Below are 24,532 nucleotides of genomic sequence, written 5' to 3'. Positions count from 1 at the left end.
CTACCTATGACAGGGCCACCTGCTCCGCCAGCCCCAGGGGCAGGCCGCCCGACCCGGCGATCTTGTCGTGGAACTCCTTCAGCGACCCCTTGAACGACTGCCGGATGCGGTCGATCTCGATCGCGCCCGTGAGATAGGACGGCGCCTGCGTGGGCCAGGCGCAGTAGCGGTTCACCTCGCCCTGGGCCGTGCCCGGAGACAGTGACGCCTTGGTCGCCATGAACGTCTCCGCCTCCTCGATCGACATGTCCTCGCAGTGCAGGGCCGTGTCCACGACGATCCTGGCGGCGCGGAAGATCCGGCAGTCCAGGTGGGCCAGCTCGGTCGCCGGAGTGTCGAAGTAGCCCTGCTCGTGCAGGAGCTTCTCCACGTACAGGGCCCAGCCCTCCGTGAAGTACGAGGTCCGGAAGACCTTCCTGGCGGTACGGGGATTGCCCGCCATGTACGACAGGTGCCAGTGATGCCCCGGATAGGCCTCGTGCACGGCGATCGAGGGCATCTGGGCCCGCGAGTTCGTCCGCAGGCGCTGACGTACCTGCTCGGGGGTGAAGTCGTCGGGCGTGTAGGGGACGAAGAAGATGCCCCTGCGTGAGGCGCTCAGCGGGGGCGGCGCCAGGTAGTGGGCGACGGACAGGACCGGGCGGGTGTACTCGGCCGACGGCAGCACCTCGCACTCCTCGCCCTCGGCGAAGGTGACCAGGTCCCGTTCCTTGACGAAGTCCCTGGCCCGCTGGGTCTCGGCCGCGTACTCGGCCCGCATGTCGGCCAGCGTCGGCGGATGGTCGTCCATGAGCGACTCCATCGCCGCCCGCCAGTCCTCGCCGCCGTTGACGTGGACCGCCACCTCGCGCATCCGCGCGTCCAGGTCGGCCCAGGCGGACTTGCCCTTCTCGTGCAGTTCGGCGGCGCCGTACCCGAGCAGTTCCTTCTCGCGCAGCAACGTGGAGTAGAGCTTCTCGCCCATCCGCCAGGTGCCGCCGCACTGGAAGCCCTCGAGGAACGTGACAAGTTCGTCGAACGCCCGCGCGGCCGGCTCGGCGGCCTCGGCCAGCTTGGCGGCGAGATCGGGGTCCTCGACCATCGACGGGATCGTGCGCGTGAGGAAGTTACGGCCGGTGCGCGCCTGGCCGAGCCCGCGCTTGACCAGCAGTGGCGCGGCGAGCTCCGGGTCCAGGTTGGCCTGGCAGGCGGCCAGCACGCCGGGCACCTCGGCCAGGCGCAGGAGGGCCGAGGAGACCAGTTCGGGCTCCGGCTTGAGCCGCCGCTGGAACGGCGCGTACATCGGGCTGAAGATCGCCGAGAGGTAGGCGGCGGGGTCGCGCCGCCACTCGGGCCAGGACGCGAGCGCGATCGAGCCCCTCAGCTGGGAGAGGACCAGTTCCCTGTCGATCGTGTCGTCCAGGGTCGTCGTCTGGATCCCCGAGAGGTGTTCGAGCCAGCGGACCTCCTCCCGTTCGCGGGCGGCCCAGGCGGTGGCGGTGAAGTCGCCGAGCGTGTGATCGTAACCGTCGGCCCCTAACAAGCTGGCCACGACGGGACGGTCGGAAAAGTACCACTTGAGAAACTCGTCCACTGATGCACCATATCCTGAGCAAATGCCCCTGCAGATCACTGGCGCGCTAGGTGACCCTGACCTCATTCGCCTCCCCTGGGAGGTCCCCCTCCAAGACTGGCCGCAGCACCACCTCGTCGATCTGCCACGCGGCATCTCGCGGCACGTGGTGCGGTTCGCGCGGCTGTCCGGCAAGGTGTACGCGATCAAGGAGATCAGCGAGCGTTACGCCAAGCGGGAGTACCAGCTGCTCTGGGATCTCGCCCGTCTCGACGCCCCCGCCGTGGAGCCGGTCGCGTACGTCACCGGCCGCGAGGAGGGGCTGGACGCGGCGCTGATCACCCGGCACCTGCAGTTCTCGCTGCCCTACCGGGCGGTCATGTCGGGCACGCTGCGCCCCGACACGCTCACCCGGCTGCTGGACGCGCTCGCCGTGCTGCTGGTGCGGCTGCACCTGAACGGCTTCTACTGGGGTGACTGCTCGCTGTCCAACACGCTCTTCCGCAGGGACGCGGGAGCGTTCGCGGCGTACCTGGTGGACGCCGAGACCGGCGAGATGCACCCGATGATCAGCGAGGGCCAGCGGCTGGCCGACATCGACGCCGCGCACACGAACATCTTCGGCGAGATGCTCGACCTGGAGGCCGGCGGGCTGCTGCACCCGTCCATCGATCCCATGGACACCGCCGAGGACGTCGTCGCCCGCTACCACCGCCTGTGGGACGAGATCACCCAGAGCGAGATCATCGAAGAGGTCGACTGGCACCGGGTGGAGCAGCGGATCCGGCGGCTGAACCTGCTCGGCTTCGACGTGGCCGAGATGATGGTGCGGCGCAAGGTCGGCACCGGGCGGCTCATCGTCCGGCCCAAGGTCGTGGACGCCGGGCACCACCAGCGGCGGCTGCTCCGGCTGACCGGCCTGGACGTGGAGGAGAACCAGGCGCGGCGGCTGCTCAACGACCTCGACGGGTTCAGGGTGGCCAAGGGGCTGCGGCACGAGGACGAGGCCATCGTGGCGCACCGGTGGCTGGCGGAGGTGTTCCAGCCGACGGTCGACGCCATTCCCGCGGAGCTGCGCGGGAAGCTGGAGCCCGCGCAGCTCTTCCACGAGATACTCGACCACCGCTGGTACCTGTCGGAGGAGCAGGGCGCCGACGTGGGGCTGGCCGCGGCCGTGAAGTCATACGTGGACAACGTGCTCGTGCACAAGCCCGACGAGAAGGCACTCCTCCCGGACGAGCCGTCTCAGTAGGCCACCGTGATGCGCTTGCGCGGGTGGGCCCCGTTCTCCAGCTCGTCCGCGACGGCGACCGCGTAGTCCTCGGCCGAGATGAAGCTGCGGCCCTCGGCGTCGGCCAGCAGCATGTCGCCGCCGATGCGGTAGACGCCGGTACGCTCGCCGGGCGCGACCTCGGCGGCCGGCGAGATGTACGTCCAGTCGAGGTCCTCGACCTCCCGGTAGAGGCCGAGGGCCGACCTCTGGGCCAGCGACTCCTTCTTGTGGACGGCCGGGAAGTCGGGCGCGTCGACCAGGTCCTGACCGGGCGCGATCTGGAGGCTGCCCGCGCCGCCCACGACGATCAGCCTGCGCACTCCGGCCGCCCGCACGCCCTCGATGAGGGCGCGGTTGGCGTCGAGGAACGGCGGCTCCGGCTCGGTGCCGTCGCGCGGCGGGGCGATGGCGGAGACGACGGCGTCGTAGCCCTCGGCCAGCGTGGCGGCGTCGTGGACGTCGCCCTGGACCGGGCCCTTGCGGCTGACGGCGGTCACCTGGTGGCCGCGGTTGGTCAGCTCGGCGGCGATGCGCTGACCGACCATGCCGGTCGCGCCGAAGAGCAGGATCTTCATGAGAGCCAGAGTATCCATCGGCCTGATCGACGGGCCGAAGCTCTTCGCCCAGCTCAGGACGTGTATCGGCGTCACTCAGAAAGTCCTTCTGCGCCGTACCGGTAATGCTCCCTACATTCCGGACATGGGGTGAGTGGTGATATCGCCGCTACAAGGGAGAACGGATGGGAGTCGATCCCGAAAGCCGGTTCGAGGAGATCTACGGATCTTCGTACGGGCCGCTGCTCGGGTACGCGTTGCGTCGCTGCTCGGACCCCGATGACGCGGCCGACGTGGTGGCCGAGACCTTCATGGTCGCGTGGCGGCGCATAGAGGAGGTCCCCGAGGGCGACGAAGCGAGGTTATGGCTCTTCGGGGTGGCCAGGAACGTGCTGGCCAATCAGCGGCGCGGCGAGCGGCGGCACGAGCAGCGGACCGCCGCCCTGCGCGCGCAACTGGCGGCTTCGCCGCTCGTGGCCGAGCCGCCCGGGCAGGACCTCTCGCAGCTGGGCCGGGTGTTCCGGGCCCTGCCCGAGGACGACAGGGAGCTGCTGGCGCTGGTCGCCTGGGAGCGGCTGGATCCCGGCCAGATCGCCAGGGTTCTCGGCATCTCACGTAACGCCGTACGGGTCAGGCTCTACCGCGCGCGCAAGCGCTTCGCCCGCGGGCTGACCGAGGCCGGAATCGAGTATTCGCGCGCCGTCGCGATGGAAGGGAGCAACCTGTGAACATCGCCGATCTCGCCCGGGTGCGGGACGAACAGCTGGCCGGGGATCCGGTGGGGCAGGCGTCCGGCGCGGGGGCGCGGGCGCTGATGGAGTCGATCATGGCCGAGGAGCGGGCGCCCGCGCGAAGGCGTGCCCCGCGCAGAGGACGGTGGCTCGCGCTGGGTGTGGCGGCGGCCGCGGCGGCCGCCGTGCTCGTCGTCGGAGTGCCGTTCGGCGGCCCGGTCACCCAGTACGCCAACGCCGCGGTGTCGGTCAAGGCCGGCGACGACTACCTGGAAGTGGCGATCAACGACCCCGAGGCCGAAGCGGAGAAGTTCACGGAGGCGTTCCGGGCGGTCGGGTTGGACGCCGAGGTGAAGAAGGCGCCGGTGCCGCCGGAGGACGTGGGCGAGCTGGTCGGCCCGGTCATGGACGGGACCTTCCCGCCTGGCACGGGCGTGACGACCAGCCCGACGGAGAACTGCGCCTCCGCCTGGTGCGGCAAGGTCTCCGTACCCGTCCACTTCGCCGGAAAGATCATTTTCGGCATCGGCCGGCCCGCCGCACCGGGGGAGCGCTACGCCACTTCGGGCCTGATCTCCCCGGGGCGGGACGGCGATGACTTCAGCGACGGCTACAAGGCATATGGCAAGCGGGTGGCGGAGGTGAGGGCCGACTTGGAGCGGATGGGCCTGAAGCTCACCTACATAGTGATGTGGAAGAACCCTGACGGCACCGGCGTGGGACACGAGGTGGAGGCCCCGTACATCAAGGACGATTGGACCGTCGCTTACGCGCGCAAGACCGCGTCCGACGCCGCCGAAGTGATGGTCGAGGCCGGTCCCGACGTGCCCAGGGATTCGCTGCCCACAGCCCCCCTGCACGAGGGCCCCGACTGGTGGAAGGAGTGAATCCGCTCTTGCCGTTCTCGCCGCGCTCGACGATGCTTTCGTCTGACCCCGGTGGATCACGGCACGGTCACGTCTCGATTGCGCCCCCTTGACGCGTGTCGGCGGCCGTCCGTACGTTCGGGCAAACGTTTAGGAAACTTTCCTAATTCCAAACGGGAGCCCTGATGACCCACCCGGGCGAGATCACTCGGCGTCAGATGCTGCGCCGCCTCGGCATGACCGCGTTCGTCGCCGGCCCCGGCGCGGGCCTGCTCAGTGCCTGCGCCACCGGCGGCACGGGAGGGGAGCCGTCGGCCGCCCCGAGCATCACCGCCTCCGCGAGCTCCAAGAACCCGTTCGGCGTCGATCCGAAGAAGCCGCTCGAGGTGGTGATCTTCGGCGGCGGGTACGGCGACGCGTACGCCAAGGACGTGCACGAGGCGCTCTACAAGAAGGAGTTCCCGGGTGTGACGGTCAAGCACGACGCCACCCAGCAGATCGGCACCCAGCTACGCCCGCGCTTCGTCAGCGGCGACGTGCCCGACGTGCTCAACAACTCCGGCCCCGAGTCGATGGACCTGGCCGCGCTGGCCGCCGAGGGGCACCTGGCCGACCTGAGCGTGCTCTTCGACGCCCCGTCCATCGACGACCCGGCCAAGAAGGTGCGTGACACCGTCACGCCCGCCGTCATCGACAACGCCAAGATCGACGGCAAGGACCTCGTGCTCAACTACACGGTGTCGCACCGGGCGCTCTGGTACAACGCCAAGCTGTTCGCGTCCAAGGGGTGGACGCTGCCGAAGACGTGGGCCGAGTTCACGGCGCTGGGGGACAAGGCCAAGCAGGAGGGGATCCTGCTCTTCGCGTACCCCGGGCTGAAGGGCCCGTACTACCAGCTCTGGAACGTCCTCTACACGGCCGCCAAGATCGGCGGGAACCAGGTCATCATCGACATCGACAACCTGGTCGACAACGCCTGGAACGCCGAGCCGATGAAGCAGGCGGTCGCGGCCTGGGTGGACATCCAGGCGAAATATGGCGACAAAGCGTACTTTGGCCTCGACCATACCCAGACCCAGATCAAGCAGCTCCAGAACAAGCTGCTCTTCTACCCGGTGGGTTCCTGGATCGAGAACGAGATGGCCAAGGACAAGCCCGACGACTTCGAGTACGCCATCGCCCCCCTTCCCGACGTCACCTCCGCCGACAAGATGCCGTACGGCGCCATCCAGGTCGGCGTCGGCGAGAACTTCGTGGTCGCGGCCAAGGGCAAGAACCCGCAGGGCGGCCTCGAATACCTGCGCATCATGCTGTCCAAGGAAGGCGCGCGGGGATTCACGGAGAAGACCGAGAACCTCACGGTGGTGAACGGCGCCGCCGACGGCCTCGACCTGCCCGCCGGGCTGCGGAGCGCCGCCAAGGCCCAGGACGCCGCCGGCCAGAACATCATCACCGACGCGCGTTTCGAGGGCTGGTACAAGGAGCTGTTCGACTACGGCACCCAGCAGATCAACGTGGTCATGGCCGGGCGCGTCACCCCGGAGAAGTTCTGCGCCGACATGCAGAAGAAGGCCGACCAGATCAAGAAGGACGACGCGGTGGCCAAGCAGACGCGGAGCCAGTGAGCAGATGGAACGGCTGCGCAAGTACGGGTTCGTCGCCGGGTTTCTCGTCGTCCCGATCACGCTCTATTCGGTCTTCGTCATCAGCCCGTACATCCAGGCGTTCCAGCTCTCCCTGACCAGCTGGAACGGATACAGCTCGATCGTGCGGTACGTGGGGCTGGACAACTTCGGCCGGCTCTTCGACGACGAGGTGTTCTGGCAGGCCCTGCGCAACCACGGGATCATGCTGCTCGTCCTGCCGATCGTGACGATCGTCATCGCGCTGTTCCTGTCGTTCCTGCTGAACCTGGGCGGCGGTCCGCGCGGCGCGGGCATGAGAGGGGTGTGGGGGTCGAAGTTCTACCGGGTGGTGTTCTTCTTCCCCCAGGTCCTGGCCGTGGCCGTGGTGGGCGTGCTCTTCCAGGCCGTCTACCGGCCGGACGCGGACGGCGTGCTCAACGGCGTGCTCGCCGTCTTCGGCGCCGCGCCCGTCGGCTGGCTCACCGAGCCGAGCCTCGCCCTCTGGTCGATCATCGCGGTGATGGTCTGGCAGGGCGTCGGCTTCTACGTGGTGCTGTTCTCGGCGGGCATGGCGGCCATTCCGAAGGATTATTTCGAGGCCGCCGCGCTGGACGGCGCCGGGCGCGTGCGGTTGTTCTTCTCGATAACGCTGCCGCTGCTGCGCGACACCGTCCAGGTCGGCTGGATCTATCTGGGGATCGCGGCCTTCGACGGGTTCGCGCTGGTGCAGGTGCTGGCGGGCGACAAGGGCGAGCCGGACGGCGCGACGACCATTCTCCCCGTCACCATCTACAAAACGGCCTTCGCCTACAACAAGGTCGGCTACGCGTCCGCGATGGGTGTGGCGCTGTTCTTCCTCACCGTGACGTTCGCGGTGCTGACCTTGCGTACGACCAGGCGTGAGAGGGTTGAGCTCTAGACATGGCCAGAAATCGCCCACCGCGCCCCAGTGTGCTGGCCGGCCTCTCGCACATCGCGCTGGCCGTCTGGGCGCTGCTGATCATCCTGCCGCTGCTGTGGACGTTCCTGGCGTCGTTCAAGAGCAACACCGAGATCTTCGGCGATCCGCTGCAGCTCCCGGGGGCGCTGCGGCTGGACTCGTGGGGGAGGGCCTGGGACAAGGCGCACGTCGGGCGGTACATGCTCAACACCGTCATTGTCGTCTTCTTCGGCACGGCGGGCACGATGCTGTTCGGGTCGATGGCGGCGTACGTGCTGGCGCGCTATCAGTTCATCGGCAACAAGCTGATCTACTACTACTTCGTGGCCGGGCTGGCGTTCCCGGTGTTCCTGGCGCTCGGTCCGCTCTTCTTCGTCGTCAAGCAGCTCGGGCTGCTGGACTCCCACGTCGGGCTCATCCTCGTCTACATCGCGTACTCCCTGCCTTTCACCGTGTTCTTCTTAGCGGCATTTTTCCGGACATTGCCGGAAACGGTCGCCGAAGCCGCCATGATCGACGGCGCCTCGCACACCCGCACGTTCTTCCAGATCATGGTCCCCATGGCCAGGCCCGGCCTGATCAGCATCACGATCTTCAACGTCCTGGGCCAGTGGAACCAGTACCTCCTGCCCCTGGTCCTCCTGGCCGGCGACCCGAACAAATGGGTCCTCACCCAGGGCATCGCCAAGATCTCGACCTTGGCGGGGTACGAGGCGGACTGGCCGGGCCTGTTCGCCGCCCTGAGCATGACGATCCTGCCGGTCATGGTCGTCTACATCATCTTCCAGCGCCAGATCCAGTCGGGGCTCAGCTCCGGGGCGCTGAAGTAACGTGGCGCCCATGGACAAGAACCTGCCCGAATGGCGGCGTGAGGGCGACGAGATCCGGCGCACGGTCACCGCGCCCGACTTCCCCGCCGCCATCCGCATCGTCGACGAGATCGCGGTGAAGGCCGAGGAGTTGAATCACCATCCCGACATCGACATCCGCTGGCGCACGCTCCATCTGACCCTCACCACCCATGACAAGGGCGGACTCACCGATCTCGATTTCACGCTGGCCGCGATCATCGACGACATCGCGGCGAAACACGGCGCCTGATTCCGAATACAAACCGTAGCAGGACGATTACTCGTTAGAGTGGGTGCCCTCCCGGAGCCCGCAGTGCCGTCAGGGCTCGAACCATGGAGGGTCTCATGCGCGTGCCCGCACTCCTGCTCGTCCTGCTCACCGCAGCCTGCGCGGGGCCGCCCGCCCCGGTCCAGAATTTCGCGGGCACCAGTGAGGTCTCGCCGACCGGGGGGATCAAGCTGTCCGGCGGGGGAGAGTTCAGTCCCACCGACACCTCCGCCATCGTGTACGACGGCAAGCTGGTCCCGAAGGGAGCCCAGGCCAGCGCGACCGTCGAGTCGTCCGGCAACACGACCCGCACGTCTCTCGTGGTCGAGGGCCTGCTGCCCGACCACCGCTACGGAGCCCACCTCCACACCAAGCCCTGCGGCGCCAAGCCCGACGATTCAGGGCCCCACTTCCAGCACCACCGCGGCGAGGTCAGCCCGAGCAGCGAGGTCTGGCTCGACGTGGCCACCAACGGCGACGGCGCGGGCCGCTCGACCGCACGCAACGACTGGGCCCTCGACCCGAGCGATCTGCCCGGCTCGCTCGTCCTCCACTCCGAGGCCACCAAGACCTCAGGCCCGGGGGTCGGCACGGCGGGCGTGCGCGTGGCCTGCCTGACCCTGAAAAAGGGCTCCTGAGCGCCCGCAAAACCGGGCATAATTACACAATTACATAGCGAGGTTGGGAGTATTCGTGACCCAGTGGCAGCCACCCAGATTACGGCTGTTCGAAGCCGCGCACCGCAGGGCGACCTGGCTCGAACTACTCTACGACCTCGTCTTCGTCGTGGCCGTCGCCGAGCTGGCCGACGTGCTCACCGGGAGCCTGCTGACGTTCGTGGGCCTGTTCGTGCCCATCTGGTGGGCCTGGGCGGGCTACGTCTTCTACGCCAACAGGTTCGACACCGACGACGTCAGCCACCGGCTGCTCGCCTTGCCGCAGATCCTGGCCGTGGCGACGATGGCGGCGAGCGTGAGCGACATCGGCCAGCGCTCGGCGCTCTTCGCCGTCTCCTACGCCGTGGCCAGGGTGCTGCTCATCGTGGCCTACCTCCGCGCCGGCCGCCACGTCCCCGAGGCCAGGCCGCTGGCCGTCCACTACGCCGTCGGGTTCACGGTGGCCGTGCTCATCTGGCTGGCCTCGCTCGCCGTCGACCCGCCCCTGCGCTACGTGTTCTGGGGCGTCGCGCTCCTGATCGACCTCGCCACGCCCCTCCTGGGCAGGCGCCACCAGGGCAAGCTGCCGCCGCAGACCGAGCACCTGCCGGAGCGCTTCGGCCTGTTCGTGGTGATCGTGCTGGGCGAGGTGGTGGCCGCGGTCGTCGTCGGGCTGAAGGGCCACGACGTCACGCCGGGCACGCTGCTGATCGCCCTGGCGGGAGTGGCGATCGCGATGGGCTTCTGGTGGCTGTACTTCGGCCACATCGACGAGTCCGTCGTGCTCCGTACCCAGCTGGCCGGGCAGGTGTGGGTCTATTCGCACCTGCCGCTCTCACTGGGCCTGGTGGCGTTCGGGATCGGGATCGAGCACGCGATCGAGCACCCGCCGTCGGCCACCTGGTCCGTCGGGGTGCCCGCCGCCCTGGTGCTCGCCGTGCTCGGCCTGCAGCACCTATGCTCGTCCGACAGGCGCTCGGGCACGATCCGCCTCGCCGCGGCGGCCCTCACGCTCGCCACCTCGGCGCTTCCCGTCGTGGCCGCGCTCCCGCTCATCCTCCTGTACGCGGCGGCGCAGGTGGCGTACGACCTGACGAACCGCCCCCAGCCGGAAGGTGCCGCATGACCCCCGAGGACCTGTTCGACCGCCAGCTTGCCGCCATCGCCGACCGCGACCTGGAGGCCCTGCTGAGCCAGTACCACGACGACGCCACGGTCGTCCGCCTCGACCGCGTCGCCCGGGGGCTCGCCGAGATCAAGGACCTGTTCACGGCGTACTTCTCGGCGGAGCCCCGGGTCGACGAGATCGTCTCGTCGCGGACGACCGACGACGTGATCTTCTACAACGCCCTGATGACGATCAACGGCAACCGCGTCACCACGTACGGCACCTTGGTGATCAGGGACGGCAGGATCTGGCGCCAGACGGCGGCCGCCATGCCGCTCACCTGATCGCCGCCGCCATCGGCTGCCACGGTGCCGCGTCGAAGATCAGCATGATCGAGGTGATCTTGCCGTCGTGCAGCCTGAAGTGCTCGGCCGTCCGCTGGATCCCAGCGGGCGTCGCCGTGTGCACGTCGTAGACGAGCGTCGCCTCCGACTCGCCGTACAGCTCGCTGATCATCTCCACCTCCGTCACCACCCGCAGGAACCCCTCCAGTCCCGCCAGGTGACCGGCGGGGTCCGCGGAGGCGATGAACGGGCTCCTGAACGAGAACGGCTCGCCCACCAGCGCCGCGGCGGCGGCCACGTCACCCCGGAACCGGGCGTCGTGATAGGCCCTGACGACCTCGCGCGCGCTCATCGGGCCTCCTGGGCGCTCAGGTGCTCGGCCAGCCGCTGCTGGTTGTCGGCCAGCCGCAGGCACAGGTGGCGCAGCGAGGTCAGCTCCTCGGGCGAGAACCCCCGGAAGATCGCCGCCATGGCGAGCTGCGACGGCTTCCTGAACGCCTCGATCCAGGCCCGCCCGTCGGGGGTGATCCTGGCGAGCACCGAACGCCGGTCGCGCGGGTCCTGAACCCGGCGGACGAGCCCGTCCTTCTCCAATGTGTCGACAAGTCCTGTCACGTTCCTCGAGCTCACGCCCGCCGACTGGGCCAGCTCTCCGATGCTGAGGCCGTCGTCGCCGGCGGCGCCCATAAATTGCCAGTCCGGTCAGCGCTCCTTGACGAGGGTGAACGCGCCGCGGCTCAGCGCGAGGAGTTCCCGGGCCGCCTTGGTCTCGTCGAACGGCCTGCTCGGGTCGGTCGCCATCGCCGTGACGAAGTACGTCCTGCCGTCCGATGACCGGGCGAGGTAGCTCAGGTCGAACACGCCCGGCTCCGAGCCGCCCTTGTGCCACACCGACGGCCACCGGCCCTTGTCCAGCCTCAGCCCGGCGTCGTTGATGGACAGCACCTGGCCGATGTGCTCGTCGGGCAGCATCGCCAGATGCGAGTAGACCTCGCAGAGATCGGCGGGGGAGCCGTACCACTCGAGCGTGTCCAGCTCGCGCGGCGCGGTCCACCCGGTGATGCCGGACAGCGGCACCTTGGCGACGACCTCGTCCAGGTACGCGCGCCGCTCCGCCGTCCCCAGCGACAGGTAGCGCTTGGCATGGCGGGGATAGTCGGCGCCCTTGAGTACGGACAGCTCCCTCGTCGTGAGGAAAGGCACGTTGCGCTTGTCATGCCCGCCCCAGGCCCGCATCGTGCGCTCGACCGTCTTGCGGCCCACCTTGTGGATCAGCAGGTCGGTGGCGGTGTTGTCGCTGATGGAGATCATCAGCCTGGCGGCCTCCAGGACGGAGACCTTGCTGCCGTCCGGGCGGTTCTGCAGCTCGCCGGACGGCAGGCTCTTCAGCTCGGGTGTGATCGTGAGCCGGGTGTCCCAGCCGAACGCGCCCCCGCGGATGCGCTCGGCCACCGCGCCGAGCACGTACAGCTTGAACATCGACCCGAGCGGGCGGGCCGTGCCGCGGGCGACGGCGTGCACCGGGCGGCAGGCTCCGCCCTTGCCCAGCTCGGCCGCCATGAAGCCGGCCTGGGACGCCACCTTGCCGAGGCGTTCGTCCAGCTCGGCCCAGCTCTTGGGCTCCGGGGCGCGGAACTGCAGGCCGTCGATCAGACCGGCGGCGTCCACGGAGAGCACGACCTCGTGCGACGTGCCTGCCGCCACGACCGCCGCCACCAGCGCCCGGTCCTGCGACTGCGCGAGCCGTTCCAGCCGCATGCCCTGGAAAGCCGCCAGGACCTGGTTGATCTGGTCGGCGGGGATGTCTTTGAGGAAGCCGGCGGCGAAGTGCCCCGCCAGCTCGCTCTCGGCGATCGGTGTACGGGAGACGGCGTCGAGCAGCCAGCGCAATTGCCTGCCGACAGGCGTGTCGGGGATCTCCGGCGCGGCCACGGCGGTGGCAGGGGTGACCGTGGCCTGGGCCGGGACGGGCGCGCTCACGCACGCCGTCGCGGCGACCGCCACCGCGGCCGCCGCCAGAACGCGGGCGGGCTTCGACATGGATCCTCCTCGATTCGGGTTTCGGGTGTTTCCAGCGAACCGGGGCACGAGAGCGCGGGCCACCAAGCGGGCCGCCGTTCTCGCAGGTGCGGATGGCCGCAGGAAATATGCGGATAACCTCATAGACGATCTCCCGGACGCCCGCGACGATGGGGGCCTATGAGTTCCAGGCTGGTGGCCGGGCTGCTGGCGACGATCGCGGCCGGGGGCCTCGTGGCCGGCGCGTTGCTGGAGAGCGGGCTGCCTGCCCCGGCGACCCAGTGGATGTTCATCGCGCTCGGCCTGATTCTGCCCACGCTCGGGTTGCTGCTGGCGGTCAGACGTCCGGAGGTCCGCTACGGCTGGCTCCTGCTCGCCGCCGCGCTGTGCCTCGGGCTCGGCGCGCTCGGCCTGGGGCTGTCGGCCCGCGGCGGGTATCCCCATCTCCTGGTCACCCTGCTCAGCTGCATGTCCGCCGGCTTCTACGGCCTGACATGGATCTTCGTACCGCTGCTCTTCCCCGACGGGCGGCTGCCCTCGCGCCGATGGCGGCCCGTCGCGTGGATCTCGGGCGTCGCCGTCGCCGTGCACGGCGTCGGGCTGACCTTCACCGGCATCAAGCCGTACGAGATGCTGGACAAGCCCCTGGTGGCCCTCCTCGTGGCCGGTGTCGCGCAGTTCGTCACGTGGATCATGGCGGTGACCGTGTTCTGCGGGCTGGTGGTGCGCTGGCGGCGCAGCGAGCAGGCGGAGCGTGGGCAGTACGCCTGGATGGTCGGCGGCGTGACCCTGAGCCTGGCCGGGGGCGTGCTGTTGCTGAGCTCGGGGACGTGGGTGTCAGGGCTGGCGGGGGTGATGATGCTGATCGGGGCGCTGCCGGCGGCCATCGGGGTGGCGGTCGTCCGGCACCGGCTGCTCGACATCAGGATCGGCATCAGGGGATCGCGGCTGCACCTGATGTTCGACGTGCGCCCGACGGTGGACGAGGTGCTGTCCGACCTCGGCACGGCGCTCGACGACGCGCCCGAGCCCGTGGAGCTGCTCGGACGGCTGGCCGCGGCCGTGCGTACCGGGCTGGAGGTCAGGTGGGCGGCCGTGACACTCGCGGACGGACGGCGCGTGGTCGCCGGCAAGGAGGAGGGCGCGGCGGTGCTGGCGGTGCCGGTACGCGGCGGACTCGGGCGGATCGAATGCGGCCCACCGCTCGTCACGGGCCCACTGCCCCGCTCGCTGCCCCGCTCCCTGACCCGTGAGGACAAGCGGCTCCTGGAGGCCCTGGCCGTGCCCGCCGGCCTCGCCATCCAGAGCGCGGGCCTGGTCACCCGGCTGGTCAACGCGCAGGAGGCGGAGCGCCGTCGCATTGAGCGCAACATCCACGACGGCGTGCAGCAGCAGCTCGTCGCGCTCATCGCCGGGCTGGAGCTGGCCCGCGCCACGGGAGCGGGCCCCGACACGCTTGCCCACCTGCGTGAACAGGCCCGCCAGACGCTCGCCGACCTGCGCGAGCTGGCGGCCGGCATCCACCCGTCCGCGCTCAGCCAGGGCGGCCTGGTGGAGGCCGTGGAGGAGCGCTGCTCCCGCCTGCCCGTGCAGACCACGGTGTCCGTTCCATCCTCCTTGCGGTCCAGGCGGTTCGCCGACGAGATCGAGGGCGCCATGTACTTCACCGTGAGCGAGGCGGTGGCCAACGCGCTCAAGCACGCGGCGGCCGCCACCATAGACGTACGCCTGTCGCAGGCGGACGGCCGCCTGCGCGCCACGGTCGCCGACGACGGCACGGGCTTCGACCCGTCCGCCACCGATCGCAGAGGGCTGGCGACGCTGTCCGACCGGCTGGACGCCCTCGGCGGCGGCCTGACCGTGGACAGCTCGCCGGGGAAGGGGACGCGTTTGACCGCGTGGGTGCCGGCCGATGGATGATCTCGCGCCCATCCGTACGGTGGTGGCGGACGACCACTACCTGGTACGCGAGGGCACCCGCCAGCTGCTCGACATGTCGGGCGAGGTGACCGTCGTCGGCGCGGTGGGCAACGCCGACGAGCTCCTCGATGCCGTCCGCCGCCTCGCCCCCGACGTCGTGATCACCGACATCCGCATGCCGGGCGGGGACTGGCGGCCCGGTTTCGAGGGCATAGACGCGGCCCACCGCATCCGCGCCGCCCATCCGGCCGTCGGGGTGGTGGTGCTGTCGCAGTTCTCGGACACGTTGTTCGCGTTCGAGCTGTTCAAGCACGGTACGGAGGGTTACGCGTACCTCCTCAAGGACCGCGTGGGGGACCTCGACGAGCTGCTCGGAGCGATCAGGGCGGTCGCCTCCGGCGGCTCGGTCATCGACCCGAAGGTGGTGGAGGGGCTCCTCGCCAGGCGCGACGTACGGGGGCAGCGGGAGGCGCTGACGGCACGTGAGCGGGATGTGCTGAGGGAGATGGCGCACGGCCGCTCCAACTCGGCCATCGCCAGGGCCCTGCACCTGTCGATCTCGTCGGTGGAGAAGAACGTCAACGCGATCTTCACCAAGCTCGGGCTGGAGAACAGCGGTGACGTGCACAGGCGGGTGGCCGCCGTGCTCGCCTACCTCGGCCCCGATGTGTCCTAGTGGGCTTTCTAGGATGGCCCGCATGCTGATCGAGGAACGTGCCCCTGCGGATACCGGGCTCGCCGCGCTCCTGGACGCGGCCTTCGCCGAGCTGGTCGCCAGGTACGGCCCCGAGGGCCGCTCGGGCGTGCACGCCGACGCGAGATTCCTGGTGGCCGTGGTCGACCGGGTCGCCGTCGGCTGCGGCGCCGTGCAACCGGGCGAGGGCGCGACCGGCGAGCTCAAGCGCATGTACGTCGACCCCCGCTTCCGGGGGCGCGGCGTCGCACGGTCCCTGCTGAAGGCCCTGGAGGAGCTCGCGGTGGAGCTGGGGTACGACCGGATGCGCCTGGCCACCGGAGTCCGCCAGCCCGAGGCTGTCGCCCTCTACGAGAGCTCCGGCTATGAGCGGATCGAGCCCTACGGCAAGTACGCAGGCCAGACGCTGGTCTTCTGCTATGCCAAGAACCTTCTGATGTGATGGGCGCACCCGCCCACTCCTGATCGGCGGCAGGGGCCGGCTTCTCGCGTCGGCGGTCAGCCGAAGACGGCGGGCGGCGGGACCGGGGCCAGGACCGGGTCGCCGTCCTTGATCGGGGCGGCGCCCGCGATGAACTTCGTCAGCGCCTCCCCGTACACGCATCTCGCCTGCGTGAGGCCGCCCGCCGCGCGGCGGGTCATCAGGTCCACGGGCAGGGCCGTACGCGAGGCCGCCACGATCAGGTTGCCGAAGCGGCGCCCGCGCATGATGCCCGGCTCCGCCAGCAGGGCCACGTGGCCGAACGTGCGCGTCACCGTGGCGAGCAGGCGCCTGGCGAAGGCGAGGCCCTTCCCGTCGGCCATGTTGATCAACAGGGTGCCGGACGGCCGGAGGACCCTGGCGAGGTCGCCCATGTACTCCGTCGTGGCCAGCTCCACCGGCATCGTCGCCCCCGTGAAGGCGTCCAGCACCACCAGGTCCGCCGACGCGTCCCAGATCTTGGCGGTGCCCTCCCGGCCGCCCTCGACGATGACCTTCAGCTTGGGCACCGACCGCAGGTCCAGCTGCTCGCGGACGAGATTGACCAGGAGGCCGTCGGGCTCGATGACGATGTGGCGGGAGTCGCGGCGGGTGGCGGAGATGTAGCGGGGGATGGTGCAGGCGCCCCCGCCCACGTGTACGCAGCTCAGCGGTCCGTCGGGCAGAAGGTCGATCACATCCGCCATGAGTCGGACATACTCGAATTCCAGAAATGTCGGGTCTTGTAGATCAACGTACGACTGAGGTACGCCATCCTTGGACAGCACCCAGCCGTCCTGCCTGTCCAGGTCCCGGAGCAGCTCGATCTCGCCGAACGTCACCGGATACAGGCCAGGCATCGGTTCCCGCTGTCCACGTGCCAAGCTGATCCCCTCCTGGGAGAAACCGTATGCGACGACGAAGGCTGATTGTGCTCGTTATCGCAGTGTTGGCGGTAGTTGGGGCGGGTGCATTCGCTGTCATGGCGTCGAACGGGGTCAAGGGGAGCGCCGCCCAGACCGCCGCGGCGTACTTCGACGCGTGGCGCAAGGGCGACGTGCCCCGCATGGAGCGCCTGGTGTACCAGCCGCCCCGGGACTTCGCCGCCCAGCATTACCGGCTGACGGAGAATCTCCACGTCAGCTCCATCCAGCTGACACCCGGGCGGTTGAAGAGCGTGGGGGAGGAGGCCGCCGAGGTGCCGTTCGCGGGGGTGCGGCAGCTCGACGAGTTCGGGGCGTGGCCGTTCGACAGCACGTTGCGGCTGGGCGTACGGGACCGGGCGTGGAAGGTGTTATGGGCCCCCGAGACGCTGCACCCCCTCCTCAAGGACGGCGGCACGCTGGAACTGGACGAGATCGACGTCTCGGCGACCGAGCTGGTCACCAGAGAGGGCGACAGGATCCCCAACGACAGTTACGCGGACTCGTACCTCAACCAGCTCAAACCCGAGCTCGCCCAGGCCGGGCACGCCTGGGAGCTGGTCTCGAAGGTGCCGGGGCAGCCCGTCAGGCAGCTCATGACCCACCAGCCCAAGGCGAACGTCGAACGCACCACCCTGTCACGCAACGTCCAGGCCGCCGCCGCCAGGGCGCTGGACGCGGCCGAGGACTCCACGATCATCGCCATCCGGCCGAGCACCGGCGAGATCGTCGCGCTCGCCGACCGCCTCAAGGACAACTACAGCGCCGTACGCGATGTCTTCCCGCCCGGCTCCGTCTTCAAGACGATCACCGCGGCGGCGCTGATCAAGAACGGGCTCGACCCGGCGGCGCAGGTGCCGTGCCCGGGCACGTACACGATCCCCTTCAACCGGCCCTTCGACAACGACGGCAAGGTGGACCGCGGGCTCGTCAGCTTCGCCGACGCGTACGCCTACTCCTGCAACACGACCTTCGTCGAGCAGGCCACCACCAGGCTGACCGCGGACCAGCTGCGTCAGACGGCCGACGAGTGGGGGTTCGGGCGGCCGATCGCGACCGGCATCGGCGGCACCTGCGGCACTATGCCGGACACCGACGACCCGAACATGTTCGGCGCGGACGCCATCGGCCAGGGCCAGGTCGTCACCACGCCGCTCTGCATGGCCGCGGTCGCCGCCGCCGTGCAGAGCGGCACCTGGCGCTCGCCCAGGCTGCTGTCGGAGGCACAGGTGCGCCGCATCGACGGCACCCCGTACAAGGACGTGCCGATGGACGGGCAGGTCGTGGCCGCGCTCAGGGACATGATGGCCGCCGTGGTCGATCACGGTACGGCCAGGGACATGGGGCTGCCGGAGGGCGTGGCGGGCAAGACGGGGACGGCGGAGGTGGACGGCGGCGAAGGGTCGCACGCGTGGTTCATCGGCTACCGGGACGACCTGGCCTTCTGCGTGTTCGTGCGGCACGGCGGCTCGGGGCGCCAGGCGGCCGTCCCCATCGCCGCCCGCTTCCTCAACGGCCTTTAACTCTCAAAAGCTAACCTATGGTGGGCCGCGTTCAGCGGTCCGCCACAGGTAGCGAATTTCGCACCTACAGTACCGTAGGTTTCATGACGACCATCACCGTCAAGCCGAGGCTGCGAGGCTGGTTGCACACCGGAGCGCTGCCCGTGGCGCTGGTCGCGGGCTTCGTGCTCGTGGCACTCGGCCCGACCCTGCAGGCGCGGCTGGCCGCCGCCGTTTACGCCATAACGTCCGGTTCGTTGTTCGGGATCTCGGCCACCTATCACCGGGGCACGATGGGTCCGCGGCTGGCGGAGTTCCTGCGCCGGTTCGATCATGCGAACATCTATCTGATCATCGCCGGCACCTACACCCCGTTCGCCCTGCTGGCGCTCGACGGGGCGGCGCGGGTCGCGGTGCTCGCCGTCATCTGGGGCGGGGCCATGGCCGGGGTGCTGTTCAGGGTGCTGTGGATGGGCGCGCCGCGCTGGCTCTACACCGTCCTCTACCTGGCGCTGGGCTGGACGGCGATCTTCGTGATGCCGCAGCTGCTGCACGGCGCGGGTGTGGCCGCCGTCGTGCTGGTGGCCGTCGGGGGCGTCCTCTACTCGGCGGGAGCCATCGTGTACGGCCTGCGCCGCCCGGACCCGTCGCCCCGCTGGTTCGGCTTCCACGAGGTCTTCCACGCCCTGACTCTCGCCGCCTACCTGGTGCAGTACATCGCGGTGTCGATCGTGGTCTATTCGCACGTGTAGCAGTTCGAATCACTGATATTTGACCCCGTGCTGGTCTCTTTCCGGTTATAGCCCGGAAAACAGGTCAGCATGGGAGATATCACTCGGTCATGGTGGCTGCTGCTCCTGCGCGGCCTCGCGTCCATCCTCTTCGGGTTCCTGGCCCTGATCTGGCCGGCGATCACGCTGTTCGTGCTGGTGACCGTCTTCGGCGCGTACGCGTTGGTGGGCGGGGTGTTCGAGCTGCTCGCCGGGTTCCGGCACGGGGCCGAGTCGAGGGCCTGGCTCATCATTTCCGGAATTTTCGGGATCCTGGTCGGTATAGCGACGTTCATCTGGCCCGGCATCACCTCGCTCGCCCTGCTCTTCATCGTGGCCTTCTGGGCCATCGTCACCGGTGTCCTGGAGATCGTGGCCGGGATCCGGCTGCGGAAGACCATCGACAACGAGTGGATGCTCATCATCGGAGGCGCCCTGTCGGTGATCTTCGGCATCCTGCTGCTCGTCTGGCCTGTCTCGGGCCTGCTCAGCCTCGTCTGGCTGGTCGGCATCTTCGCGATCCTGCACGGCGTCGCGGAGATCGCCCTGGCGTTCCGCGTGAAGAACTTCACTCGGAGGGTAGGTATGCCATAAATTTTATGCGTATGGCCCCTCTCGACAAGAGGAACACACGCCGCTTCGACGCACGTGGAGTCTTCATGGACGTACACGCCCGCCTCGCCCGCCACCTGCTCGTCGACGGCTACCGTCTCGTGCTCGACCTGGAGCAGAGCCACGGCTCCTGGCTCGTCGACGCCCGGAGCGGACGCCGTTACCTGGACTTCTACACGTTCTTCGCCTCCGCGCCGCTCGGGGTGAACCCACCCTTCGACGCCGAGTTCACCCGGTTGCTCGGCCAGGTCGCCCGCAACAAACCGGCGAACCCCGACATCTACACCGAGCAGCTGGCGGACTTCGTCGACACCTTCTCCCGCGTGCTGGGCGATCCGGAGCTGCCGCACCTGTTCTTCGTGGAAGGCGGCGCCCTGGCCGTCGAGAACGCGCTCAAGACGGCCTTCGACTGGAAGAGCCGCCGCAACGAGGCCGCCGGCCGCTCACGCGACCTGGGCACCAAGGTCCTGCACCTGACGAAGGCCTTCCACGGCCGCAGCGGCTACACCCTGAGCCTGACCAACACCGAGCCGGGCAAGACCGACCGCTTCCCCAAGTTCGACTGGCCGCGGATCGACGTGCCCGCCATCCACTTCGGCGACGTCGAGGCGGCCGAGGAGCGTGCGCTGGCGCAGGCACGCGAGGCGTTCGAGCGGAATCCGTACGACATCGCCTGTTTCATCGCCGAGCCGATCCAGGGCGAGGGCGGCGACAATCACATGCGGCCCGAGTTCCTCCAGGCCATGCAGGACATGTGCCACGAGTACGACGCCCTGTTCATCCTCGACGAGGTCCAGACGGGCGGCGGCACGACCGGCACGCCGTGGGCGTACCAGCAGCTGGGCCTCGCCCCGGATGTGGTGGCGTTCGCGAAGAAGGTCCAGGTGGGCGGGATCATGGCGGGGCGCAGGGTCGACCTGGTGCCGGAGAACGTGTTCGAGCAGAGCGGGCGCATCAACTCCACATGGGGCGGCGGCCTGGTGGACATGGTCCGCAGCCGGGGCATCCTGGAGATCGTCGAGCGCGACGGGCTGATCGCCCGCGCCGGCACCCTCGGCACCGCGCTGCTCGACGGCCTCACCAAGCTGGAGGCCGATCGCCCCGAGCTGGTCTCCAACGTCCGCGGCAGGGGCCTGATGTGCGCGTTCGACCTGCCGGACCACACCACGCGCGACGCGCTGGTGACCCGGCTCAGGGAGGATCACGGGGTGCTGGCGCTGCCCTGCGGTCCCCGTTCCGTACGTCTGCGCCCGGCGATGAACATCCCGGAGGCCGACGTCGACCACGGCCTGCGGGCACTGGCGGAGGCGCTCACTGCGTGACGCTGGCGGCCGAGCGGCGGGGGCCGAAGTAGCGCCAGAAGAAGTTGAGCAGCACGGTCAGGCGGTTGCGCCCGCCCAGCAGGTACGCCACGTGAATGAAGATCCACACCAGCCAGGCGGGCAGCCCGCGCATGGTGAGCCCGTTGGACAGCTGCAACACGGCCTCCGACTTGCCCACGGTGGCCATGATGCCCGGATCGCGATAGGAGAACGCCTGCAGCGGCCGCCCCTGGGCGGCCGCGAGGATCTGCGTGGCCACGTGCTCGCCCATCTGCATCGCCGGCTGGGCGAGCTGGGGCAGCGGGTCGGGCGGCCCCGCCAGGTCGCCCGCCACGAAGATCTCGGGATGCTCCGGTACGTTCAGGGCCTCCGTCACCTTGATCCTGCCGCCCTTGCCCTGCGGCAGCCCCCAGTCGCCGACCTGCTGGGGCGCCGTGACGCCGAGCGCCCACACGGTCACGTCGCTCGGCAGCCGCGTGCCGTCGGACAGCACCACCGCGTCCGGCTCGACGGACGCGACCGTGGAACCCAGCCGCAGCCGCACCCCTCTCCGGCGCAGCGCCCGCGCCGCCGCGTCCCGCAGCCTCGCCTTGTACGGCGCCAGCACGTAGTCGAACCGCTCCACCAGCGTCACGCTGGTCTGGTCCGGCTTGATCTCGGGGTGCGTCAGGGGTAGCGTGCGCCGCCGCAGCTCGGCCAGCGTGCCGGCCATCTCGACCCCGGTCGCGCCCGCGCCGACCACCACGACGTGCACGCTCTTGCGCCGGCCCGCCGCGGTGTCCTCCAGGTAGTGCTGGAACCGGCGGCGCAACGTCGCCGCGTCGCTGAGCGAGTAGATCGGCAGCGCGTTCTCCTGCGCGCCCTCGATGCCGAGCCAGTTGGTGGTGACGCCGGTGCCCAGGACGAGGTAGTCGTACTCGACCCCGCTGCCGTCGTCGAGCTCCACGCGCCGCTCGGCCGGGAGGATCTTGGTCACCGCGGCCCGGCGTGCCCGCACGTTGGGCCACTTCGCGGCGAACGTGCGGATGGGGTACGAGACGTCCGCGCTGCTCATCGCGGCGGTCGCCACCTGGTAGAGGAGTGGCTGGAAGGTCGCGTACGGGTTGCGGTCGATGAGCGTCACCAGCGCTCCGGCCTCGGCCAGCTCCTTGGTGGCGGCCAGCCCGGCGAACCCGGCCCCCACCACCACGACTCGCGGTCTCTGCACCATGCCATGGTCCATGGCCTCGCCGGGCCCCCTTAAACCCTGGCGAAGTGTTCTTGCCGAAAAGGCATCTTTGCCTTTTCGGCAAGAACTGTTACGGTGATCGCCATGCCGACCAGTAACGGGCTGCGTGAACGCAAGAAGCGGGAGACCCGAGTCGCGTTGAGCCTCGCGACGATCCGCCTGTGCGTCGAGCGCGGCTGGGAGAACGTCACCATCGAGGACATCGCCGCCGCGGCCAACGTGTCCGTACGCACCTTCCGTAACTACTTCTCGAACAAGGCGGAGGCCATCGCCGCCGCCCACGTCGAGCGCACGCTGCGGATCGCGGACGGGATACGCGTCAGTCCGCCCGGCGAACCCCTGTGGGAGTCGATCGTGACCGCGGTACGGGCCAACTTCGCCCCGGACGGCAGCGCGGACGGCAGCGCGGACGGCAGCGCGGGCGAAGGTGCGGGCGACAGCGCGGGTGCCGAGTTCGGGCGCTGGCGCGACGGGGTCGCGCTCATGCTGGCCGAGCCGGCGCTGCAGGGCGAGGTGCTCAAGGCGAACGCGGCCGCGCAGGACGAGCTTGCCCGGGCGATCGCCGAGCGCACCGGCGCCCATCCCACGCGGGACGTCTACCCGAAACTGGTCGCCGCGGTGATCGGCGCCGGCAGTGCCGTGGCCATCGAGCACTGCCTGCGCGCCGAGCAGCCGACCCCGCTCGACCAGGTGTTGCGCGAGGTGTTCGACCGGCTCGCCGCGGGCCTTCCCGTTCCGTCCTACAGAGGAGAACATCATGATCACTGACGTCGTCATCGCCGGCGGCGGCCCGAACGGGCTGATGCTGGCCTGCGAGCTGGCCCTGGCCGGCGTCCGCCCCATCGTGCTGGAACACCTGGCCGCGCCCAGCGCCGAGCCCAAGGCGAACGGCCTGCTCGGCCAGGTCGTGAGGATGGTCGACCGCCGCGGCCTCTATGAGCGCCTCAGCGGCAGCGAGGGGCCGCCGCAGCCGAACTCCGCGTACTTCATGTTCGCCGCGATGGGCCTGGACCTGAGCCTGCTGGCGGACAGCCCGGTATACGGCCTGGCGGTGCCGCAGCTCCGCATCGTGCAGGTGCTGGAGGAGCGCGCCCGCGAGCTCGGCGTGGAGATCCGCCGCGAACACGAGATCACCGGCCTCACACAGGACGACGACTCGGTCATGGTGGAGGTCTCGGGTCCGGACGGGACGTACCGGCTGAGCTCCCGCTACCTGGTCGGCGCGGACGGGGCGCACAGCCTCACGCGCAAGCTGGCCGGAATCGGCTTCCCCGGCGTCACCTACGACCGGACGACCGTCCGCTCGGCGCACGCGACCGTTCCCGCGGAGTGGGTGGACCCGGCCACCGGCGCGCTGAACGTGCCCGGCTACGGCGCCGTGCCGCCGTTCCTGCCGCACCGCACCGAGCGCGGCGGGTTCTCGTACGCGCCCCTGCCCGGCCACTCGCCGCTCATCAACACCAGCGAGTGGGACCAGCCGGAGCCCGACGCCCCGATGACCCTGGACGAGCTGCGGGAGAGCGTCCGCCGGGTGCTCGGCGCCGACGTGCCGCTCGGCCCGCCCGCCGGCGAAGGACCGCACGTGCTGCGCCGCCTGACCCGCGGCAACACCCGGATGGCCGAACGGTTCTCCGACCGGCGCGTGTTCCTGGTCGGGGACGCCGCCCACGTGTACGCCGCCGCCGGCGGCGGCCCGGGGCTCAACCTCGGGCTGCAGGACGCGATCAACCTCGGCTGGAAGCTGGCCGCCGAGCTCCGCGGCGGCGCGCCGGTCGGTCTGCTGGACAGCTACGAGACCGAACGCCGGCAGGCGGCCCGCCGCATGATCATGAACGCGCAGGCGCAGTCCGCGCTGATCGGGCCGGGCAGCGACGTCACCGAGCTACGCGAGCTGTTCACCGAGCTGCTCGGCTACCGGGACAACGTCCAGCACCTCGCCGAGCTCATCGCGGGCGCCGACGTCCGTTACGACATGGGGGAGTCCGGCGATCACCCGCTGGCCGGCCGGTTCGCGCCGGACATGTCGCTGCTGACCGCGGACGGTCCCGTCCGGCTCGCGGAGCTGACCCGGAGCGCGCGGCCCCTGCTCGTGGACCTGACCGAGTCCGGGTGCCTGACGGGAGCGCTGTCCGGGCGGCACGAGACGGCGGTGGACCTCCTGACGGCCCGCCCCGAACCTCCTGCGCCCGCGGCCACCGCCCTCCTGCTCCGGCCGGACTCCTACGTGGCCTGGGCGTCGTCCTCGCCCCGCCCCGGCCCCGAGGAGCTGAAGGCCCTCCAGGCGGCGCTGGAACGCTGGTTCGGCTGACCCGTC

The 24,532-nt window shown here is 69.8% G+C and carries 26 protein-coding genes; 19 read left to right on the top strand and 7 right to left on the bottom strand.

The annotated features are described in order from the left end of the window. Nucleotides 1-4 precede the first annotated feature (4 nt). Nucleotides 5-1,573: a DUF885 domain-containing protein gene (locus tag ABD830_RS23445; RefSeq protein ID WP_344990969.1), complete on the bottom strand. Its 1,569-nt coding sequence runs from the start codon at nt 1,571-1,573 to the stop codon at nt 5-7. A gap of 22 nt (nt 1,574-1,595) precedes the next feature. Here ABD830_RS23445 and ABD830_RS23440 point away from each other — a divergent pair, with 22 nt between their 5' ends. Next, on the top strand, nt 1,596-2,804 hold the full coding sequence (locus tag ABD830_RS23440) for a DUF4032 domain-containing protein (RefSeq protein ID WP_344990966.1): 1,209 nt from the start codon (nt 1,596-1,598) through the stop codon (nt 2,802-2,804). Here the strand turns inward: ABD830_RS23440 and ABD830_RS23435 are convergent. Next, nucleotides 2,798-3,400, bottom strand: a complete 603-nt coding sequence (locus tag ABD830_RS23435) for an NAD(P)-dependent oxidoreductase (protein ID WP_344990964.1) — start codon at nt 3,398-3,400, stop codon at nt 2,798-2,800. The genes ABD830_RS23440 and ABD830_RS23435 overlap by 7 nt on opposite strands. Nucleotides 3,401-3,564: 164 nt before the next feature. Here ABD830_RS23435 and ABD830_RS23430 point away from each other — a divergent pair, with 164 nt between their 5' ends. From ABD830_RS23430 to ABD830_RS23390, 9 genes are all read left to right on the top strand, one after another. Then, a complete protein-coding gene (locus ABD830_RS23430; protein WP_344990961.1) occupies nt 3,565-4,107 on the top strand; it encodes an RNA polymerase sigma factor in 543 nt (180 codons plus the stop codon). Then, nucleotides 4,104-4,997 (top strand): hypothetical protein, encoded by an 894-nt coding sequence (locus ABD830_RS23425; RefSeq protein ID WP_344990958.1) that lies wholly within the window; start codon nt 4,104-4,106, stop codon nt 4,995-4,997. The genes ABD830_RS23430 and ABD830_RS23425 overlap by 4 nt, the downstream gene beginning before the upstream one ends. A 164-nt stretch (nt 4,998-5,161) precedes the next feature. Further along, nucleotides 5,162-6,601, top strand: coding sequence for an N-acetylglucosamine/diacetylchitobiose ABC transporter substrate-binding protein (gene ngcE / locus ABD830_RS23420; protein ID WP_344990955.1), 1,440 nt, complete (start codon nt 5,162-5,164; stop codon nt 6,599-6,601). A 4-nt stretch (nt 6,602-6,605) separates the two neighbouring features. Further along, on the top strand, nt 6,606-7,520 hold the full coding sequence (locus ABD830_RS23415) for a carbohydrate ABC transporter permease (protein ID WP_344990952.1): 915 nt from the start codon (nt 6,606-6,608) through the stop codon (nt 7,518-7,520). A 2-nt stretch (nt 7,521-7,522) separates the two neighbouring features. Beyond that, on the top strand, nt 7,523-8,371 hold the full coding sequence (locus tag ABD830_RS23410) for a carbohydrate ABC transporter permease (protein WP_344990949.1): 849 nt from the start codon (nt 7,523-7,525) through the stop codon (nt 8,369-8,371). Between the two features lie 10 nt (nt 8,372-8,381). Then, entirely contained in the window at nt 8,382-8,642 is a 261-nt protein-coding gene (locus tag ABD830_RS23405; RefSeq protein WP_344990946.1) for a 4a-hydroxytetrahydrobiopterin dehydratase, read from the top strand. Nucleotides 8,643-8,737: 95 nt separating this feature from the next. After that, nucleotides 8,738-9,298 carry a hypothetical protein gene (locus ABD830_RS23400; RefSeq protein WP_344990943.1) on the top strand — a complete coding sequence of 187 codons (561 nt, stop codon included), beginning with the start codon at nt 8,738-8,740 and terminating at the stop codon, nt 9,296-9,298. Between the two features lie 55 nt (nt 9,299-9,353). After that, entirely contained in the window at nt 9,354-10,442 is a 1,089-nt protein-coding gene (locus ABD830_RS23395; protein ID WP_344990941.1) for a low temperature requirement protein A, read from the top strand. Then, nucleotides 10,439-10,768, top strand: coding sequence for a nuclear transport factor 2 family protein (locus ABD830_RS23390; protein WP_344990938.1), 330 nt, complete (start codon nt 10,439-10,441; stop codon nt 10,766-10,768). Before ABD830_RS23395 ends, ABD830_RS23390 begins: the two co-directional genes overlap by 4 nt. On the opposite strand, the gene ABD830_RS23385 is transcribed toward ABD830_RS23390, so the two are convergent. Genes ABD830_RS23385 through ABD830_RS23375 form a run of 3 tightly spaced genes read right to left on the bottom strand, consistent with a single transcriptional unit; the run spans nt 10,761 to nt 12,808 of the window. Then, the gene (locus ABD830_RS23385) at nt 10,761-11,120 is read right to left on the bottom strand and encodes a nuclear transport factor 2 family protein (protein WP_344990936.1); all 360 of its coding nucleotides are present in this window, start codon (nt 11,118-11,120) and stop codon (nt 10,761-10,763) included. The genes ABD830_RS23390 and ABD830_RS23385 overlap by 8 nt on opposite strands. Continuing rightward, nucleotides 11,117-11,455 carry a MarR family transcriptional regulator gene (locus tag ABD830_RS23380; protein ID WP_344990933.1) on the bottom strand — a complete coding sequence of 113 codons (339 nt, stop codon included), beginning with the start codon at nt 11,453-11,455 and terminating at the stop codon, nt 11,117-11,119. The genes ABD830_RS23385 and ABD830_RS23380 overlap by 4 nt, the downstream gene beginning before the upstream one ends. A 15-nt stretch (nt 11,456-11,470) precedes the next feature. Beyond that, the gene (locus tag ABD830_RS23375) at nt 11,471-12,808 is read right to left on the bottom strand and encodes a serine hydrolase (protein WP_344990930.1); all 1,338 of its coding nucleotides are present in this window, start codon (nt 12,806-12,808) and stop codon (nt 11,471-11,473) included. Between the two features lie 159 nt (nt 12,809-12,967). Between ABD830_RS23375 and ABD830_RS23370 the strand changes: the two genes are divergently transcribed. Genes ABD830_RS23370 through ABD830_RS23360 form a run of 3 tightly spaced genes read left to right on the top strand, consistent with a single transcriptional unit; the run spans nt 12,968 to nt 15,843 of the window. Beyond that, nucleotides 12,968-14,707, top strand: a complete 1,740-nt coding sequence (locus ABD830_RS23370) for a sensor histidine kinase (RefSeq protein ID WP_344990927.1) — start codon at nt 12,968-12,970, stop codon at nt 14,705-14,707. Continuing rightward, nucleotides 14,700-15,383 (top strand): response regulator transcription factor, encoded by a 684-nt coding sequence (locus ABD830_RS23365; protein ID WP_344990924.1) that lies wholly within the window; start codon nt 14,700-14,702, stop codon nt 15,381-15,383. Before ABD830_RS23370 ends, ABD830_RS23365 begins: the two co-directional genes overlap by 8 nt. A 22-nt stretch (nt 15,384-15,405) precedes the next feature. Beyond that, nucleotides 15,406-15,843, top strand: coding sequence for a GNAT family N-acetyltransferase (locus tag ABD830_RS23360; RefSeq protein ID WP_344990921.1), 438 nt, complete (start codon nt 15,406-15,408; stop codon nt 15,841-15,843). A gap of 56 nt (nt 15,844-15,899) precedes the next feature. On the opposite strand, the gene ABD830_RS23355 is transcribed toward ABD830_RS23360, so the two are convergent. Next, the gene (locus tag ABD830_RS23355; RefSeq protein WP_344990919.1) at nt 15,900-16,721 is read right to left on the bottom strand and encodes a spermidine synthase; all 822 of its coding nucleotides are present in this window, start codon (nt 16,719-16,721) and stop codon (nt 15,900-15,902) included. A gap of 122 nt (nt 16,722-16,843) precedes the next feature. On the opposite strand from ABD830_RS23355, the gene ABD830_RS23350 reads away from it, so the two are divergent. The 4 genes from ABD830_RS23350 (at nt 16,844) to lat (ending at nt 20,990) form a co-directional block, all read left to right on the top strand. Next, entirely contained in the window at nt 16,844-18,307 is a 1,464-nt protein-coding gene (locus tag ABD830_RS23350) for a penicillin-binding transpeptidase domain-containing protein (RefSeq protein WP_344990916.1), read from the top strand. Between the two features lie 83 nt (nt 18,308-18,390). After that, nucleotides 18,391-19,038, top strand: coding sequence for a PAQR family membrane homeostasis protein TrhA (gene trhA / locus ABD830_RS23345; RefSeq protein ID WP_344990913.1), 648 nt, complete (start codon nt 18,391-18,393; stop codon nt 19,036-19,038). Between the two features lie 69 nt (nt 19,039-19,107). After that, nucleotides 19,108-19,650, top strand: coding sequence for an HdeD family acid-resistance protein (locus ABD830_RS23340; RefSeq protein ID WP_344990910.1), 543 nt, complete (start codon nt 19,108-19,110; stop codon nt 19,648-19,650). Nucleotides 19,651-19,715: 65 nt separating this feature from the next. Continuing rightward, nucleotides 19,716-20,990 (top strand): L-lysine 6-transaminase, encoded by a 1,275-nt coding sequence (lat, locus tag ABD830_RS23335; protein ID WP_344990907.1) that lies wholly within the window; start codon nt 19,716-19,718, stop codon nt 20,988-20,990. Here the strand turns inward: lat and ABD830_RS23330 are convergent. Further along, a complete protein-coding gene (locus ABD830_RS23330; protein WP_344990904.1) occupies nt 20,980-22,200 on the bottom strand; it encodes an NAD(P)/FAD-dependent oxidoreductase in 1,221 nt (406 codons plus the stop codon). The genes lat and ABD830_RS23330 overlap by 11 nt on opposite strands. Nucleotides 22,201-22,302: 102 nt before the next feature. Here ABD830_RS23330 and ABD830_RS23325 point away from each other — a divergent pair, with 102 nt between their 5' ends. Beyond that, entirely contained in the window at nt 22,303-22,986 is a 684-nt protein-coding gene (locus ABD830_RS23325; RefSeq protein ID WP_344990901.1) for a TetR/AcrR family transcriptional regulator, read from the top strand. Next, nucleotides 22,976-24,526 (top strand): FAD-dependent monooxygenase, encoded by a 1,551-nt coding sequence (locus tag ABD830_RS23320; protein ID WP_344990898.1) that lies wholly within the window; start codon nt 22,976-22,978, stop codon nt 24,524-24,526. The genes ABD830_RS23325 and ABD830_RS23320 overlap by 11 nt, the downstream gene beginning before the upstream one ends. The last annotated feature ends 6 nt before the right edge of the window (nt 24,527-24,532 follow it).

Origin of the sequence: Nonomuraea helvata, from assembly GCF_039535785.1 — a bacterium.
In the GTDB taxonomy this organism is placed as follows: Bacteria; Actinomycetota; Actinomycetes; order Streptosporangiales; family Streptosporangiaceae; genus Nonomuraea; species Nonomuraea helvata.
Note: the sequence above shows the minus strand (reverse complement) of the source record. Positions and strands in the feature narration are given on the sequence as shown.